This window comes from Youngimonas ophiurae (nom. illeg.) (assembly GCF_049803795.1).
GTDB lineage: Bacteria > Pseudomonadota > Alphaproteobacteria > Rhodobacterales > Rhodobacteraceae > Thalassobius.
The window spans coordinates 56706-73392 of record NZ_JBNAGJ010000010.1; the positions used below are offsets into that span (position 1 = coordinate 56706).

The window sequence follows — 16687 nt, forward strand, 5'->3', positions numbered from 1 at the left end:
GTCAAGCCTGACGGCGCGTCCAGGCCCACAGGCAGATCAGCTCCATCGCGACATGCGCGCCCGCCACGGCCGTGGCGCCGGTGGTGTCATAGGGGGGGCTGACCTCGACGATATCACCGCCGACCATGTTGATCCCGGCCAGATCGCGCAGGATGATGGCCGCCTGCCCGCTGGACAGACCGCCCCAAACCGGCGTGCCCGTGCCGGGGGCAAAGGCCGGATCCAGACAATCAATATCAAAGGTGACATAGGTCTGATGCTCGCCCACGATGTCCCTCACGCGTTTGGCGATGGCGGCGGGGCCGTCCTCGTGCACGGTGCGGGCGTCGATATAGTTCATCCCGCAATAGTCATCGCATTCCGTGCGGATCCCGATCTGAACCGAGCGTTCGGGATCCACCAGCCCCAGCTTCACCGCCTTATACATGAATGTCCCGTGGTCGATCCGGTCCATATCGTCATCGGCCCACAGATCGGAATGCGCATCGAACTGGATCACGCTAAGGGGCCCGTATTTTTCCGCATAGGCGCGCAGGATCGGCAGGGTGATAAAGTGATCCCCCCCCAAGGTCACAGTGCCCACGCCGCCCGCCAGAAGCGTCTGAAAATGCTGCTGGATCGCGCCGGGGGTGGCGCTGACATTGGCGTAATCAAAGGCCAGATCGCCATAGTCGATGATCGCGAATTCTCCCAGCGGATCAAACCCCCAGCCATAGGGCGGATCATAAGGTTGCAGCGTGCTGGCCTCGCGGATGGCGCGCGGGCCCATGCGGGTGCCGGTGCGGTTGGTCACCGCCTGATCGAAAGGCACGCCGGTCACCGCCAGATCCACGCCGCTCAGATCCTTGGTATATTTGCGCCGCAGGAATGATGTCGCCCCGGCAAAGGCGTTCTCGAAGCTCAGCCCCTTCAGGTCCGCGCGGGTGAACGCCGCGTCGATCTGCTTTTTCGCGTCTTCCAGTGCCATTGCCGCCTCCGATCAGGGAAAGAATAATTTGATCAAAATTACCATCCCGGCTTTCGGGGTCAAGCCTGCAATGGCAATGCGGCCTCGGCCGCCCGCGCAAAGAACGAGGCCCCGATGGGTGCGATCCGGTCGTTGAAATTGAACTGAGGCTGGTGCAATCCGGCCCCCTCGCCCGCGCCCAGAAACAGATAGGCACCGGGGCGGGCATTCAGCATATACGAGAAATCCTCGGCCCCCATTTCCCGGCTATAGGCCGCATCCACCGCGGCCTCGCCCACCACGGCGCGGGCCACATCGCAGGCAAAGGCGGTTTTTGCCGGATCGTTCACCGTGGCCGGATACCAGACCTCATAATTCAGCGTGGCCTCAACCCCATAGGCGGGGCCCAGCCCGTCCACGATTTCCTGCATCCGGCCCATCACCATTTGCTGCACCGCCGGATCGAACGTGCGCACGGTGCCGTTGATATAGGCGGATTCGGGGATGATATTTTCCGCGCTGCCCGTGTGAATCTGCGTGACCGAGATCACCAGATCGTCCAGCGCATAGTGATTGCGGCTGCTGATCGTCTGAATCGCCTGCACGATGCCCACCGCGGCCACCACCGGATCGCGGGTCTCATGCGGCATGGCGCCATGTCCGCCGACGCCTTTGACATCAATATGGAAGGTGTCCACCGCCGCCATGATCGGTCCCGGAGTGGTGTAGAATTTGCCCTCGTCAAAGCCCGGCGCGTTGTGCAGCGCATAGACTTCTTGGATGGCGAAACGCTCCATGATGCCCTCTTCGACCATCACGCCGCCGCCGCCGCCGTTTTCCTCGGCCGGTTGAAAGATCAACGCCACGCTGCCCGCGAAATTACGCGTCTCGGCCAGGTATTTCGCCGCCCCCAACAGCATCGCGGTATGCCCGTCATGGCCGCAGGCGTGCATGACGCCCGGATGCCCCGAGGCATAGGCAACCCCGGTGTCCTCGGGGATGGGCAGCGCATCCATATCCGCCCGCAACCCGATTGTCGGCCCCGTTTCCCGGCCATGGATCACCGCCACAATGCCCGTCGTGGCGATGCCGGTATGCAGCGCATCCACGCCGAATTCGCGCAGCCGCTCGGCCACGAATTCCGCCGTTTGGAAACAGTCGAATCCCAGCTCGGGGATGGTGTGCAGATGCTGCCGCCAGGCGGTCATCTCGTCGGCCAGACCGGCGATGCGATTGATGACGGGCATAGGTGGACTCCTGTTTGGCAAAAGGTCAGTCTTTATCACAACCTCAAAGACGGAGCCTGCGCAATGCCCGATGACGCCCTGATCCACAACCCCAACGGCGGCGTGCCGCGTTTGCTGGAAATCATGCGCTGTCTGCGCGATCCGCAGACGGGCTGTCCGTGGGATATTGCGCAGGATTTCAGCACCATCGCGCCCTACACGATCGAGGAAGCCTATGAGGTTGCCGACGCAATCGAGCGCGAGGCCTGGGACGAGCTGAAGGGCGAATTGGGCGATCTGCTGTTCCAATCGGTGTTTCACGCGCAGATGGCCAGCGAACGGGGGCTGTTCACCTTCGATCAGGTGGCCGACACCATGTCCGATAAGATGGTCGCCCGGCATCCGCATGTTTTTGGCGATGAAAGCCGCGACAAATCAGCCGAGCAGCAGACTCGCGACTGGGAAACCATCAAGGCGGCCGAGCGGGCAGGCAAGGCGCAGACTGGAGCTTTGGACGGGGTGGCGGTGGGGCTTCCGGCGCTGCTGCGGGCTTATAAATTGCAAAAACGGGCGGCGCGGGTCGGGTTCGATTGGCCCTCGGCCGATCAGGTAATCGACAAAATCGCCGAAGAAGCCGCCGAACTGCACGAAGCCCGCACAGAGCTGACCCAGGCCGAGGTCGAAGAGGAATTTGGCGACCTGCTGTTCGTGATGGCCAATCTGGGGCGTCATCTGGGGGTCGAACCCGAGGCAGCCTTGCGCGCTGCGAATGCCAAGTTCATCAAGCGTTTCCAGGGGGTTGAGGCAAAACTGGCCGAGATGGGAAAGCGCCCCGAGGAGTCGGACCTGACGGAAATGGATGCGCTGTGGGACCAGGTAAAACTGGAACATCGGGCAGCGGACAGGAAAAGGTGATTTAAATAATCAGGTATTGACCTGAGTGATTTAGTCAGAATAAAGCTTCCCCAACGAAACCAACGATTCTAGGGGACCCCAATGTTCTGCACTCCGAAATCCATTCTGGCCGCCGCGCTGGCCACTCTGACCGCCGCGCCCGCGCTGGCCGCAGATGTGAACCTGTATTCCTACCGCCAGCCTGAACTGCTCAAGCCCCTGACCGACGCCTTCACCGAAGAGACCGGAATCAAGGTAAACGTCGCCTATCTGGCCAAAGGCATGATCGAGCGGCTCCAGGCCGAGGGCAAACGCTCGCCCGCCGATCTGGTGCTGACCGTGGATATTTCGCGCCTGGCCGCCGTTGTGGACGCGGGCCTGACGCAGGCTGTCAAATCGGACGTGCTGAGCGCCAACGTCCCCGCCGCCTATCACGATCCCGATGGGCAATGGTGGGGTCTGACCACCCGCGCCCGCGTTGTCTATGCCTCCAAAGAGCGCGTGGCCGAGGGCGACGTGACCACCTATGAAGACCTGGCCGATCCCAAGTGGAAGGGCCGGATCTGCACCCGTTCGGGCACCCATGCCTATAATGTTGCGCTGACCTCGGCCGTGATTCACCACCTGGGCGAAGAGGGTGCGAAAACCTGGCTGGAAGGCGTGAAGGCCAACCTGGCGCGCAAACCCCAGGGCAACGACCGCGCGCAGGTCAAGGCGATCTGGGCCGGCGAATGCGACATCGCCATCGGCAACACCTATTACATGGGCAAGATGCTGGCCGATGAGGAACAGCAGGCCTGGGCGAACTCGGTCAACGTGGTGTTCCCGACCTTTGGCAATGGCGGCGCGCATGTGAACATCTCGGGGGTGGCGATGACGAAACACGCGCCCAACGCGGATAACGCGCTGAAACTGATGGAGTTCCTGACCTCGCCCAAGGCTCAGAAAATCTATGCCACCGCGAATTTCGAATACCCGATCGCACCGGGCGCCGAGGCCGATGATCTGGTCAAAAGCTGGGGCAGCTTCACCGCCGATGACGTGAACCTGATGGATCTGGCCGCGCTGCGCCCTGCCGCGCTGAAGCTGATCGAAGAGGTGGATTTCGACGGCTGATCGGATCGGTCTGTTCAGCTTGGGGCGGTCTTCATGAGGGGAGGCCGCCCCTTTTTTATGGCGCAGCGCCTGTGGGCCGCTGTGCAATTGAGTATTTTCATCAGAAAGAAGCAGGCGGGATTTTTCTGCTGAGACAGGCAGGGCATGGACTTTGGCGGCGATAGGCGGCAGGGTCGCGCCAAAGCAGGAGACCGCATGAGCAAGCACCGCATCATTATCGATACCGACCCCGGACAGGACGACGCGGTGGCCATTTTACTGGCGCTGGCCAGCCCCGAAGAGATTGAGGTTCTGGGCATTACTGCTGTGGCGGGCAATGTGCCTTTGGCGTTGACGCAGTTGAACGCGCGCAAGGTGTGTGAGCTGGCCGGGCGGCCCGATGTGCCTGTGTTTGCGGGGTGCGACCGGCCTTTGGGGCGCGACCTGGTTACGGCGGAACATGTGCATGGCAAGACCGGGCTGGACGGGCCTGTGTTGCCGGACCCGCAGATGCGCTTGCAAGAGCAGCACGCGGTGGATTTCATCATTGATACGCTGCGGGCCGCGCCTGCCGGCTCGGTCACGCTGTGCCCATTGGGGCCGTTGACGAATATCGCCATGGCCTTTGAGAAGGCCCCTGATGTCGTGACCCGTGTGCGCGAGATCGTGCTGATGGGCGGCGCTTATTTCGAGGTGGGCAACATCACCCCCACCGCGGAATTCAACATCTATGTCGATCCTCAGGCGGCGCGGATCGTGTTCCGTTCAGGTGTGCAGATCACCGTGATGCCGCTGGACGTGACGCATAAGGCGCTGGTCACCCGTGCGCGCAACGATGCCTTTCGCGCGATTGGCAACCGGGTTGGCAGGGCCGTGGCCGAAATGACCGATTTCTTCGAGCGTTTCGACAAGGAAAAATACGGCAGCCTGGGGGCCCCCTTGCATGATCCGTGTGTGACGGCCTATCTGATCCGGCCCGAGCTGTTCTCGGGGCGGCATATCAATGTGGAAATCGAGACCGGCTCTGAACTGACCATGGGCATGACTGTCGCCGATTGGTGGCGCGTGACGGGCCGTCCGGCGAATGCGCTGTTCATCGGCGATATTGATGCGGACGGGTTCTTTGCCCTGCTGACAGAACGGCTGGCCCGCCTGTGACCGCGCTGCATCTGGCCCGCCCCGAGGATCTGGACCGGCTTTTGCCTCTGGCCGGGGCGTTTCATGCCGAATTGGCCCTGCCCACCGACGACACCACCCGCCGCGCCGGTCTGGTTCCGCTGCTGGAGGGCTCGCCCCATGGGGTGGCCTATCTGATCGGGCCGCAAAAGGCGCCCATCGGCTATGTGGTGATCTGTTTCGGCTGGTCGGTGGAATTCGGCGGCATGGATGGGTTTGTGGATGAAATCTATATCCGTCCCGGCGTCCGCGGGCGCGGCATCGGATCCGAGGTGCTGACCGCCCTGCCCAAAGCGCTGGCCGGGGCCGGGTTGAAGGCCCTGCATCTGGAAGTCCGGACCGAGGACAGGCGCACCCGCGCATTCTATGAAAAGCTGCATTTTAAGCTGCGCGACGGCTATGCGCTGATGACGCTCAGACCATAGCCCCATTGCCCTGCCGCGATTGCACGTTAAGTTGGCGTTCATGACTTTCTCGATCCCGTTTCAGAACAGCTATGTCACCCTGCCTCAGCGGTTTTACGCGCGGCAGGCCCCGGCCCCTGTGGCCGCCCCGCAGTTGATCGCGTTCAACCACGATCTGGCGCGCGATCTGGGCATCGCGCCGGGCGCGGAGCCGGATATGGCGCAGGTTTTCGCGGGCAATATCGTTCCCGATGGGGCCGAGCCCCTGGCCCAGGCCTATGCGGGCCACCAATTCGGCGGGTTTTCCCCGCAGCTGGGCGACGGGCGCGCCATTTTGCTGGGCGAGGTGATCGACACCCACGGCCAGCGCCGTGACATCCAGCTAAAGGGCGCGGGGCGCACGCCGTTTTCGCGCCGGGGCGACGGGCGGGCCTGGCTGGGGCCGGTGCTGCGCGAATATGTCCTGTCCGAGGCCATGTATGCTCTGGGTGTGCCCACCACCCGCGCCCTGGCCGCCACTCTGACCGGAGAGCGCGTGCAGCGCGAACGCGGCCTGCCCGGCGCTGTGCTGACCCGCGTGGCCGCCAGCCACATCCGGGTGGGCACCTTCGAATATTTCGCCGCCCGCCGCGATGTGGACGCAGTGCAGCAGTTGTTCACCTATACCCGAGACCGGCATTACCCGGATGCCGAAACCCCGCTGGAGATGCTGCAACAGGTGATCGCGCGGCAGGTGTCCTTGGTGACGCATTGGCTGTCTTTGGGGTTTATCCACGGGGTGATGAATACCGATAACACGGCGCTTTCGGGCGAGACGATCGACTATGGCCCCGCAGCCTATATGGACAGGTATCATCCGGTCACCGTCTATTCCTCGATCGACCGGCAGGGGCGCTATGCCTATGATAACCAAGCCAATATTCTGGCGTGGAACATGGCTCAGCTGGCGACATCCCTGGTGCCGCTGATGCCCGATACCGATGCGGCCGTGCAGGATTTCACCGCTGCGATCCACGCGATGGGCGATCAGATCAAGGCTCAGTGGCTGGCCCGGTTCGGCCGCAAGATCGGTCTGGAAAACGCGCAGGCCGAGGACGAGCCGCTGATCTCGGATCTGCTGACCCTGATGGCCGACGGGCAGGCCGATTTCACCAATACCTTCCGCGCCCTGGCCACCGGGACGGCGCCGCGCGACCAGTTCACCGACCCTGCGGCCTTCGATCTTTGGGCGCAAAAATGGGCAGCGCGGCTGGAATCCGAGACCGATCCGCAGGCCGTGATGCGCGCCGTCAACCCGGCCTTTATCCCGCGCAATCATCGCATCGAGCAGATGATCCAGGCCGCCGAAGCGGGCGATTTCGCACCCTTCCACCGGCTGAACACGGTTCTGGCGCAGCCCTACACGGATCAGCCTCAGGCGCAGGATCTGACCCGTCCGCCGCTGCCCTCGGAAGTGGTGGAACAGACATTCTGCGGCACCTAACCCCCTAGCGGCGGTTAATCAGCACGATCCCCAGCGCCACCAGCGCCATTGCGCCCAGAATGTTCAGGCCCAGCGGCTCGGACAGGATCAACCAGCCCAAAATCACGCTGAGCACCGGGGTCAGAAAGGCAAAACTGGCCACCCCCGCCGCCGGGTAGATGCCCAGCAAAAACACCCAGAACAGGAACCCGAAACTGGCCACGGCAACGATCTGATACGCCAGCCCGACCAGATGCCACAGCCCCGGATCCCGGAGCAGCGGCCCGAACAGAGGCGACAGTGCCAGCAAAATCACCGCCGAGACCGCCAGTTGCCAGAACAGCTGCATCTCGGGCGGCTCAGAGGCCAGTTTCGTCAACCGCAGCGTCAGCGCAATCCCCGCCCAGCCAAAGGCCCCGGCCAGCGCGGCCAGATCGCCGATCAGGCTGGCCGCGCCGCCGCGTTGCCCCATCAGAACCAGCCCAACGCCCCCCATCGCCAGAGCCAACCCCAGGGTTTTAAGCGGGGTCAGACGCTCGTTCGGCAGCAGGAAATGCGCCGCAACCGACAGCACTACCGGCATCGAATAAAACAACAAAGAGGCGTGGGAAACCCGCGTATGATCCAGCGCCCAGAACAGGGCCACGAACTCGAACGCAAAAAGCGCGCCCAGCAGCAGCCCCGGCCCCAGCGTCCCCGGCCGCATCCGCACAGGTATGGCCCGCAGACGCATCCAGATCAGCAGCACCACCAGCGCACCGACCGAGCGCACCCCCGCCATGAACACCGGCTGGAATCCGTCATTGCCCAGCTTTACCACCACCTGATTAAAGGCCAGCAGCACGCCGAATCCAATCAGCGAGACAGCCCCGAAACTGTCAATCTTGTCTTTGCGCTCCATCCGCGCAGATGAGGCCGGAACGCGCGCGCCGTCAATCCGATTTATTTGCGAAAACGCTGGAACAGCCTGGGATTTCTGCGGACGAATTCATCAATCATGCCCATCGGGCCCCGGTCTGCCTGCCACTTGAGGTACAAAAACCCCGAGGCCGCCCCCACCAGCGCCCCCAGCGTATCGACGATCAGGTCTCCCATTGTGTCCAGCAGGCCCGATTTTTGCATATTCAGACCGAAACTCTGATCCATGGCGAATTCGAAAATCTCCCATAGGGCGCCGACGGCCAGCGCGAAACAGAAGGCGAAAAAAGCCATGGCCGAGGGCGGCGCGGCAAATCTGTCCCCCTGGAACATGATGAAAACCAACACGAATCCGATCAGGCCGAAACCCACCGCGCTGCCGCCATGCATGGCGATGTCCCACCACCAGAATCGGGTGTAGAAATCGAACACCTCGCCCAGGAACAGCGTGCCTGCGATAAACAGCACGATCGCGGCCATGAAACTAGGAGGAACACGAACCTCGGCCCAGCGGGCCAGCCATAGCGGCGCCATCGACAAGGCCATCGTCAGAAAGGCGACAAAGGCCAGGCTCCAGCGTGTGCTGAGCAGCGCCCCTGCCGCCAGAAGCAGCAGCAACACCCAGATGATCCGCACCAGCCATGTTTGTTCGCGCAACATCGCGTGACATCCCTTTTGCGCCGTGGTGATATCCCCAGATGACCGCATCTTCGCTAAGAATTGCAAGCTACAACCTACAAAAATGCGTCGGAATGGACTTGCGCAGACGCCCGGATCGGACGTTGCGGGTGATCAATGCGATCGGCGCGCAGGTGATCGCCCTGCAAGAGGCCGACAAGCGCCTGCCCCCGCGCCCGGCCGCCCTGCCCCACGCAATGATCGAGGATGACGGCTGGCAGATCCTGCCTTTCGGTCAGCCCGGAGGCTCTCTGGGTTGGCACGGCAATGCGATGCTGGTGCGGCCAGGGGTGCGGCTGCTGCACACAGCGCATCTGGATCTGCCGGGGCTGGAGCCGCGCGGCGCGATCCGGGCCGATCTGCACACGCCTCTGGGGCCGCTGCGGGTGGTCGGCGCGCATCTGGGACTGGTGCGGCGCTGGCGGCTGATGCAGATCAGCGCGATTGCCCGTCATCTGGCGGCGCTGCGGCCAATGCCCACCGTGCTGGCCGCCGATCTGAACGAATGGGGCTCGGTCGCGGCGCTGGATCATGCCGCGCGCGGCCTGCGTTTTGTGCCCACCCCCAGAAGCTTTCCCGCATTGCAGCCTTTGGGGCGGCTGGACCGTTTCGCGCTCTCGCCCGAGCTGCGCGCCCTCGCCACCGGCGTTCAGCTGGCGCAACCGGCCCGCGTGGCCAGCGATCATCTGCCGGTCTGGGTGGATCTGGCCCTTGCGTGACGGCTTCTCGGGCGGGGCAATCCATGCTAGCGCTGGGGGAACAGTTACAGGATTTCCCATGAATTTGCTTCAGATTACCTCGCTTTTGATCGTCCTGGCCGGAGCCTTCGGCGCGATCAATTACCTTTTCTTGAAATTGCCCTCGGCGATCGGGATTTTGGTGGTCTCGCTTCTGGCCTCATTGGCGGTGCTGGGGCTGGATTTGCTTTGGCCCGGTCTGCACATGGCCGATACGGCGCGCAGCCTGGTGCTGGGGATCGACTTCTCTGATGCGCTGCTGGAGGGGATGCTGGGCCTGCTATTGTTCGCTGGCGCGCTGCATGTGAAACTGGCCGATCTGCGCGCCCAGTGGAAGGTGGTGGTGCTGATGGCCACGCTGGGCGTGGGGCTGTCCACCGCCATTGTCGGCGTCGGGTTCAGCTGGATCACCGGGATGCCGCTGATGGTGGCGCTGGTGTTCGGCTCGTTGATCTCGCCCACCGATCCGGTGGCGGTGATGGGCGTGCTGCGCCAGGCCAGTCTGCGCAAATCGCTGGAGACAAAGATCGCGGGCGAATCGCTGTTCAACGACGGGGTGGGCTATGTCGTTTATCTGGTGCTGGTGGCGATGGTGTTCCCGGCCGTCGGCGCGCATGGCGATAACCACGGCAATGAGGTGGAATTCGCCGCGGTTCTGTTCATCCAAGAGGCCTTTGGCGGGGCGCTGCTAGGCATTGTTCTGGGCTGGCTGGTGTTCCGCGTGATGCGGCTGATTGACGACTACTCGCTTGAGGTGCTGCTGACCCTGGGCCTGGCCTTCGGCGGCTATGAGCTGGCGGTGTGGCTGCATGTTTCGGCGCCGATCATGGCGGTCTGCGCGGGGCTGCTGATCGGCGACATCGGCGCCAAGCACGGCATGTCCGAACAGACCCGCAACTATGTCGATGCCTTCTGGAAACTGGTGGATGAGATCCTGAACGCGGTGCTGTTCCTGCTGATCGGATTCGAGGTCTTCGCCGTTGCCTTTGATGCCTCGTATCTGACGGCGGGCGTGCTGGCGATCGCGCTGGCGCTGGTGGCGCGGCTGGCGGCTGTGGCGGTGCCGGTCTATCTGCTGGGCGGGCCGCGCCAGTTTGGCCCCGGCGTGGTGCCGATCATGACCTGGGGCGGGCTGAAGGGCGGCATCTCTGTCGCGCTGGCCCTGTCCCTGCCCGAGAACGAATGGAAACCGCTGATCCTGACGGCCACCTATATCGTGGTGGTGTTCTCGATCATCGTGCAGGGGCTAAGCGTGGGCAGGCTGGCCGCCAAGGTCGGGCGCGAGCCGGGGCTGGTCTGATGCCGCGCTGGCTGATCCTGTTGCGCGGCGTCAATGTCGGCGGCAAGGGCAAGCTGCCAATGGCCGAGCTGCGCGCCGCCCTGCCCCAAATCGGTGCGCAGACTGTCCGCAGCTATATCCAGTCGGGCAACCTGCTGTTCGACCATACGGAAACCGACGCCGCCACGCTGGCCCACAGGGTCACAGAGCTGATCCAGACGCATTTCGGCTTTGCGCCGTCCGCGCTGGCCCTGCGGTCCGACGATCTAGACAGCCTGCTGGCCGCCCTACCCGATCCGGGGCCCATTCCACCCAATCAGGTCTATCTCTACCTAAGCGACCGTGCCCTGCCCGCCGATCTGCCGGCCACGCTGGCCCGTTTTTGCACAGCGGGCGAAACCCTGCACCTGCTGCCCCGCGCGCTGGCGGTGCTGGCGCCCAACGGGATTGGCCGCTCGAAACTGGCCGGCCCGCTTGAGCGCACCCTGCCCGCCGCCACAACGGCCCGGAACCTCAACACCCTGCGCAAGCTGCAATCCCTGGCACAGTCTTCATGACCCGATACCTTGTCCTTGATGTCTTTACCGATCAGCCCTTTGGCGGCAATCAACTGGCGGTGATCCCCGATGCGCGCGCCCTGCCCCAGGCCCGGCTGCAACAGATCGCGCGCGAGTTCAATTTCTCGGAAACCACCTTTGTTTATCCGCCGCGCGATCCGGCCCATACGGCGCGGGTACGGATTTTTACTCCGACAATGGAAATCCCCTTTGCCGGGCATCCCACGATCGGCACCGCCGTGGCGCTGGCGCAGATGGGGCATGGCCCGGAGATGATGCTAGAGCTGGGCATCGGCCCGCTGCGCGCCCATGCCACCGAAGGGGCGGCGCGGTTCACCACCTCGGCACCGCTGCAAATTCTGGCCCAGCCAGAGCCCGCCCTGGTGGCCCGCGCGCTTGGCCTGCCCGGTGCGGCGCTCAGGCCAGAGACACATGCGCCGGCGCTGGCCAGCCTGGGGCTGCCCTTTGTTCTGACCGAACTGACGGACCGAGAGGCCCTGTCGCGGATTGTCACGGATAGCGCGGCCTTCCGCGAGGGTGCGGCGCGCTACCCCGGCGCGCTGGATTTCGCGATCATGGCCTATGTGCGCGAAGGCCAGACGGTGCACGCCCGTATGTTTGCCCCGCTGGACAACATACCCGAGGATCCGGCCACCGGCAGCGCGGCGGCGACTCTGGCCGCGCTTCTGGCGCAATTGTCCGGCCAGGCGCAAATCCTGACGCTGCACCAGGGCGAGGATATGGGCCGCCCCAGCGTCATTGGCTTGCAGACAGAAGGAACGGCCGTCACCGTTTCCGGTGCGGCCGTTCTGACAATGCAAGGAGAGCTGGTGCTCTAGCCTTTTCAGGGCGTATCTCAGGCCGTATTTCAGGCCGCGTTCTTGCGCGCCGAGCGTTTCTGCGATGGCCCCTTGCGGCGGCGGAAGGGTTTGCCGCCGGGTTTACCCCCCGCAGCGCCAGCCGGTTTGCCCCCCGGCCCGCCGGGTTTGCCACCGCGGCGCCGGTTACCGCCCTGTTTGCCTGCGGGCTCCATCGGTTCCCACGCCCGCCCCGAGGCCACCGGGATCGACAGTTTCATCACCTTCTGAATGTCTTTCAGCTGGCCCATTTCATCGGGAGCGCAGAAGGCGATCGCCTTGCCGTCCTTACCCGCCCGCGCGGTGCGGCCAATGCGGTGCACATAGTTTTCCGGCACGTTGGGCAGCTCATAGTTATAGACGTGCTTGACGTCCGGAATATCCAGCCCGCGCGCCGCCACATCGGTGGCCACCAGAACCTTTGCCTCGCCCGAGCGGAACGCGGTGATCGCGCGCTGACGCTGGCCCTGGCTTTTGTTGCCATGCACGGATTCAACGGCGAACCCGGCTTTGCCCAACTGACGGGCCAGACGTTCCATCCCGTGTTTGGTGCGGCCGAAAACGACGGTGCGTTCGTCCTTGTGCGCGGCCAGCAGTTCGATCAGCAGGTTGGTCTTTTCCGCCTTGGCGATGAAGTGCACGCATTGATCAATCTTATCGGCGGCCTTGCCCGGAGGGTTCACCTGCACGCGCTGGGGGTTGCTTAGATAGGTCTCGGCGATTTCTGCCATCTGTTTGGGCATGGTGGCCGAGAACAGCATGGTCTGGCGCTGCTCGGGCAGCATCCGCGCGATCTGGCGCAGGGCGTGGATAAAGCCCAGGTCCAGCATCTGGTCGGCCTCGTCCAGTACCAGGAATTTGGTGTCCTCCAGCAGCAGCGCCTTGCGCTCCATCAGGTCAATCAGGCGGCCGGGGGTGGCCACCAGAATATCGGTGCCGCGTTGCAGACGTTTGACCTGCGCACTGATCGAGGCCCCGCCCACAACCAGCCCCACCTTCATCGGGGTGCCTTCGGTGAAATCGCGCAGGCTGTCGCTGATCTGCTTGGCCAGCTCGCGGGTGGGCGCCAGCACCAGGCCACGCACGGTTTTGGGTTCGGGTTTGCCCTGGCCGGACAGCAGTTCGATCAGGGGCAGGCCAAAGGCGGCGGTTTTGCCGGTGCCGGTCTGGGCCAGGCCCATCACGTCCTTGCCCTCCAGCGCCAGAGGAATGGCGCGCGACTGGATCGGGGTAGGCTCGGTCAGGCCCAGCGTCTCGATCCGCGCAGCAAGCTTGGGCGCAAGGCCCATCATTTCGAATTGGTTCACAAACTTGTCTTTCTGGCCCCGCAAAATGCAAAGACCTTTGCCCACGGGCATCGGCCCGTTGGGATCGCAGGTTGCCGTTGGTCGCTGCGGGGGGCCTCGTGCCGTCCCGCCGCCATACGGCCAATCCCACGCGTGATTTTGGGAAATCGGTGTGGCGCCCCGCTGGCTTCGGGCCATTTGCCCGTCTGATGCCCTGCTCACGCGGCAGAGGACGCCTCTGGGCGCAGCACATGGGTTGCCGCAGTGCAAAAGTCAAGGGAATTCGCGATCAGGGCAGCCCGATCCGCATCTCGCGCAGCGCCCGCAGGACGGCTTCGAAGGCGGGGCCCTTGAGGCGCAGCGGCTCTTCACTGCGTCTGGCCAGACCCGGCGCTGCCCCCTGCTGTACCCGGTCGCCATTGAACACATAGGACCATTGCGAGTTATCGCGCACCGACATCCACATCAGCCCCTCGGCCTGCGGATGCGCGCGATACAGATCCTGCGCCAGACGGCGGCAACGGGCGTAGACGCCCGGCCCGATGCCAAAATGATCGGCCGTTTTCAGCCCCATGGCCCCCATGCCAAACGTATCCAGACGGATCATCCGCAGGGGCCGTGTCAGCTCGATCTCTGAGACCGACACCCCCAGCAGATCCGACTCGCGCACGGTGGCCATCGGGTCGTCGGGGTACAGGTCATGCAGGACGGTTTCGGCCAGGGCGGCGCGCAGGCTGTGCCCGGCATAGAGGCTGGGGATACAGCCGCGCTCTTCCAGCGGGGCAAAGCGCGTCTTCTTGCCCATGCAGGGATTGAACTGAACCGCGCCAAAACCACTGTCATGCACGCGAGTCAGCCGCGTCCCTGGGGGCAGCGGCTCTAAAATTGCATCCGCCAGCGTGCCGCGATCAGCCAATGGCCCGCTCTTCCGCCGCCTGAGCCGCCGGTATCAGGCGTGCATCGGCCGAGGCCACCAAATCGCGCGGCACCGCCCCATCCAGCGTGAAATTGCGCTGCGCAAACCAGGCACCGATTTCCCAGGGGCTCCAGGTCTTGGGCAAGGCGCGTAGCAGCGCGGCCATCACCGGATAGGGCTGCCCGTCGTCATCAAACTGGAAGGCCGGGAAATAATCCTGCCCGCTATAGCGCACGGCAAAGACCTTCCCCTGGGTTTTCAGACGCGCCGCCCGCTGAGATTTGTTGGATCCGCGCGCGCCGCCAATACGATGCACATCCGCGCTGGTCAGGCAGGGCACGGTTTGCAGGAACCGCGCGCGAAAATCGGCCCGCGCCTCGCTGAGCAGGGCATCGGCTCGCGCCATGGGCACGAAATCCAAAGCGGCCTCGATATAGCGTTCCATCGCGGCCTCATTGCGCCGTTCCAGCAGATCCTGCCCTTTACTCAGCACGCGCGAGATGACCTCCAGCAGGCGCGGATCGGTGCCGGTATTGGCCAGCAGCATGACCTCGCCCATGATCAGCGGCACATCCGTGCGCGCGCCCCCGTCCAGATGGATCGGCTGCGCGATGGCATCGGGCGACAGGCGCAGCATTTCCAGCCCGCCATCTGCCTGATCCAGATCGGTAATCGAAATCATATTCTCCTTGAGCATCTGACCCTCCTTGGTGCGATGCGTGATATAAGATATATCCGATATTCCTTCTGTCAAGTTAACAGCCACACCCCCGCCGGCAAAACCATCTGGAAAACCCACGCGCGCCCCGGTAAAACTACGGCAAAAAGGACGCACCATGACCGACACGATCACATCCCGATGCGAGGCCATCGGCCTGCGTATGACCGGCCAGCGCCGGATCATTGCGGCTGTGCTGGAAGAATCGGCAGATCACCCGGATGTCGAGGAACTGTATAACCGGGCCTCGGCGCGGGATGCGGGCATATCCCTGGCCACGGTTTATCGCACGGTCAAACTGTTCGAAGAATCGGGCATTCTGGAGAAACTGGAATTCGGGGACGGGCGCGCCCGCTATGAGGACGCCGAGCGCGAGCACCACGATCATCTGATCGACGTCTCGACCGGGCAGGTCATCGAATTCTGCGACCCCGAAATCGAGGCGCTTCAGGAAAAGATCGCCGCCAAGCTGGGTTATCAGTTGAAGGGGCACAAGCTGGAACTTTACGGCGTTCCGCTGAAAAAGGACTGATGCCGTAACATTACGGGGGGCGTTCACGGATGCTTGCCCCGCCCCGTTTGCCGCTCTAAGGCAGGAACAGAGCGACGGGACGAAAACAATGACCAATCTGCGCGGGATTCTGCTGATCCTATTTTCGATGGCGGCTTTTGCGATCGAGGACATGCTGATCAAATCTCTGACCATGGACCTGCCCACGGGGCAGATCCTGTTTCTGCTGGGGCTGGGCGGGGCGCTGGCCTTTGGGCTGGCGGCCTGGCGCCGGGGCCAGCCCCTGTTCCGGCCGCTGCTGGAAAGCCGCACACTGCTGATCCGCACCCTGTCCGAGGGCTTTGCCGCGTTCTTCTTTATCACGGCCCTGTCGCGGGTGGATCTGTCCATTACGGCAGCGGTGTTTCAGGCCACGCCTTTGGCGATCACCCTGGGGGCGGCGCTGTTTCTGGGCGAACATGTCGGCTGGCGGCGCTGGAGCGCGATTCTGCTGGGCTTTGCCGGGGTGCTGCTGATCATCCGTCCGGGGCTGGAGGGGTTCAACCCGTCCTCGCTGCTGGTGCTGGGGGCGGTGGCGGCGATTGCCGTGCGCGACCTGATCGCGCGCAAACTGCCGCCCGAGATGTCCTCGCTTGTGGTCAGTATGCACGGGTTCGGCGCGCTGATCTTTGTTGGCCCGGTGGCGCTGCTGATGCAATCGGACAGGGCGCTGGCCATGGATGGGCCTCAGATCGGCTATATGCTGGGCGCGCTGGTGGTGGGCGTGTCGGGCTATCTGTCTATCGTAATCGCCACGCGCACGGGGGATGCGGCGGTGATCACGCCCTTCCGCTATACCCGCCTGATCTTTGCCATGGCGCTGGGGATGCTGGTTTTCGCAGAGCGCCCAGACCTGCTGACCTATGCCGGATCGGCGCTGATCGTGGCCTCGGGGCTGTATGCGTTCCTGCGCGAACGGCGGCTGGCGCGACAGGTTGCGCCCTCTGCGACGGCATAAATCGTCTCAATCCGGGCGCGTTATCGCAAA

At 63.7% G+C, this 16687-nt stretch carries 18 protein-coding genes; 11 read left to right on the top strand and 7 right to left on the bottom strand.

Annotation, left to right across the window (positions count from 1 at the left end; translation table 11 throughout):
* Position 1 precedes the first annotated feature (1 nt).
* Positions 2-967: an agmatinase gene (gene speB / locus ACP15O_RS16905; protein WP_425097303.1), complete on the bottom strand. Its 966-nt coding sequence runs from the start codon at positions 965-967 to the stop codon at positions 2-4.
* 59 nt (positions 968-1026) lie between these two features.
* Positions 1027-2193 carry a M20 aminoacylase family protein gene (locus ACP15O_RS16910; RefSeq protein WP_425097304.1) on the bottom strand — a complete coding sequence of 389 codons (1167 nt, stop codon included), beginning with the start codon at positions 2191-2193 and terminating at the stop codon, positions 1027-1029.
* Positions 2194-2256: 63 nt separating this feature from the next.
* Between ACP15O_RS16910 and mazG the strand changes: the two genes are divergently transcribed.
* The 5 genes from mazG to ACP15O_RS16935 all read left to right on the top strand — a co-directional run bounded on the left by mazG (position 2257) and on the right by ACP15O_RS16935 (position 7224).
* Complete coding sequence (gene mazG, locus ACP15O_RS16915) at positions 2257-3087, top strand: nucleoside triphosphate pyrophosphohydrolase (RefSeq protein WP_425097305.1); 831 nt, start codon at positions 2257-2259, stop codon at positions 3085-3087.
* An 81-nt stretch (positions 3088-3168) separates the two neighbouring features.
* The gene (locus ACP15O_RS16920; RefSeq protein ID WP_425097306.1) at positions 3169-4182 is read left to right on the top strand and encodes a Fe(3+) ABC transporter substrate-binding protein; all 1014 of its coding nucleotides are present in this window, start codon (positions 3169-3171) and stop codon (positions 4180-4182) included.
* Positions 4183-4377: 195 nt separating this feature from the next.
* Entirely contained in the window at positions 4378-5319 is a 942-nt protein-coding gene (locus ACP15O_RS16925; protein ID WP_425097307.1) for a nucleoside hydrolase, read from the top strand.
* Positions 5316-5762: a GNAT family N-acetyltransferase gene (locus ACP15O_RS16930; protein ID WP_425097308.1), complete on the top strand. Its 447-nt coding sequence runs from the start codon at positions 5316-5318 to the stop codon at positions 5760-5762. The genes ACP15O_RS16925 and ACP15O_RS16930 overlap by 4 nt, the downstream gene beginning before the upstream one ends.
* A gap of 40 nt (positions 5763-5802) precedes the next feature.
* Positions 5803-7224: a protein adenylyltransferase SelO gene (locus ACP15O_RS16935; RefSeq protein WP_425097309.1), complete on the top strand. Its 1422-nt coding sequence runs from the start codon at positions 5803-5805 to the stop codon at positions 7222-7224.
* 4 nt (positions 7225-7228) lie between these two features.
* On the opposite strand, the gene ACP15O_RS16940 is transcribed toward ACP15O_RS16935, so the two are convergent.
* Complete coding sequence (locus ACP15O_RS16940; RefSeq protein ID WP_425097310.1) at positions 7229-8104, bottom strand: DMT family transporter; 876 nt, start codon at positions 8102-8104, stop codon at positions 7229-7231.
* Positions 8105-8145: 41 nt separating this feature from the next.
* Positions 8146-8781, bottom strand: a complete 636-nt coding sequence (locus ACP15O_RS16945) for a DUF2238 domain-containing protein (protein WP_425097311.1) — start codon at positions 8779-8781, stop codon at positions 8146-8148.
* 38 nt (positions 8782-8819) lie between these two features.
* Here ACP15O_RS16945 and ACP15O_RS16950 point away from each other — a divergent pair, with 38 nt between their 5' ends.
* The 4 genes from ACP15O_RS16950 to ACP15O_RS16965 are packed head-to-tail and all read left to right on the top strand — an operon-like array spanning position 8820 to position 12211.
* Positions 8820-9518: an endonuclease/exonuclease/phosphatase family protein gene (locus ACP15O_RS16950; protein WP_425097312.1), complete on the top strand. Its 699-nt coding sequence runs from the start codon at positions 8820-8822 to the stop codon at positions 9516-9518.
* 58 nt (positions 9519-9576) lie between these two features.
* Positions 9577-10836: a cation:proton antiporter gene (locus ACP15O_RS16955; RefSeq protein ID WP_425097313.1), complete on the top strand. Its 1260-nt coding sequence runs from the start codon at positions 9577-9579 to the stop codon at positions 10834-10836.
* Complete coding sequence (locus ACP15O_RS16960; RefSeq protein WP_425097314.1) at positions 10836-11372, top strand: DUF1697 domain-containing protein; 537 nt, start codon at positions 10836-10838, stop codon at positions 11370-11372. The genes ACP15O_RS16955 and ACP15O_RS16960 overlap by 1 nt, the downstream gene beginning before the upstream one ends.
* The gene (locus ACP15O_RS16965; RefSeq protein WP_425097315.1) at positions 11369-12211 is read left to right on the top strand and encodes a PhzF family phenazine biosynthesis protein; all 843 of its coding nucleotides are present in this window, start codon (positions 11369-11371) and stop codon (positions 12209-12211) included. The genes ACP15O_RS16960 and ACP15O_RS16965 overlap by 4 nt, the downstream gene beginning before the upstream one ends.
* A 29-nt stretch (positions 12212-12240) precedes the next feature.
* Here the strand turns inward: ACP15O_RS16965 and ACP15O_RS16970 are convergent, their stop codons facing one another.
* The 3 genes from ACP15O_RS16970 to ACP15O_RS16980 all read right to left on the bottom strand — a co-directional run bounded on the left by ACP15O_RS16970 (position 12241) and on the right by ACP15O_RS16980 (position 15128).
* Positions 12241-13536 carry a DEAD/DEAH box helicase gene (locus ACP15O_RS16970; RefSeq protein ID WP_481937781.1) on the bottom strand — a complete coding sequence of 432 codons (1296 nt, stop codon included), beginning with the start codon at positions 13534-13536 and terminating at the stop codon, positions 12241-12243.
* A 268-nt stretch (positions 13537-13804) separates the two neighbouring features.
* Positions 13805-14431, bottom strand: coding sequence for an RES family NAD+ phosphorylase (locus tag ACP15O_RS16975; RefSeq protein WP_425097318.1), 627 nt, complete (start codon positions 14429-14431; stop codon positions 13805-13807).
* Positions 14424-15128 (bottom strand): hypothetical protein, encoded by a 705-nt coding sequence (locus tag ACP15O_RS16980; protein WP_425097319.1) that lies wholly within the window; start codon positions 15126-15128, stop codon positions 14424-14426. Before ACP15O_RS16980 ends, ACP15O_RS16975 begins: the two co-directional genes overlap by 8 nt.
* 139 nt (positions 15129-15267) lie before the next feature.
* Between ACP15O_RS16980 and ACP15O_RS16985 the strand changes: the two genes are divergently transcribed.
* Positions 15268-15681 carry a Fur family transcriptional regulator gene (locus ACP15O_RS16985; RefSeq protein WP_425097320.1) on the top strand — a complete coding sequence of 138 codons (414 nt, stop codon included), beginning with the start codon at positions 15268-15270 and terminating at the stop codon, positions 15679-15681.
* Between the two features lie 88 nt (positions 15682-15769).
* Positions 15770-16657 carry a DMT family transporter gene (locus ACP15O_RS16990; protein WP_425097321.1) on the top strand — a complete coding sequence of 296 codons (888 nt, stop codon included), beginning with the start codon at positions 15770-15772 and terminating at the stop codon, positions 16655-16657.
* The last annotated feature ends 30 nt before the right edge of the window (positions 16658-16687 follow it).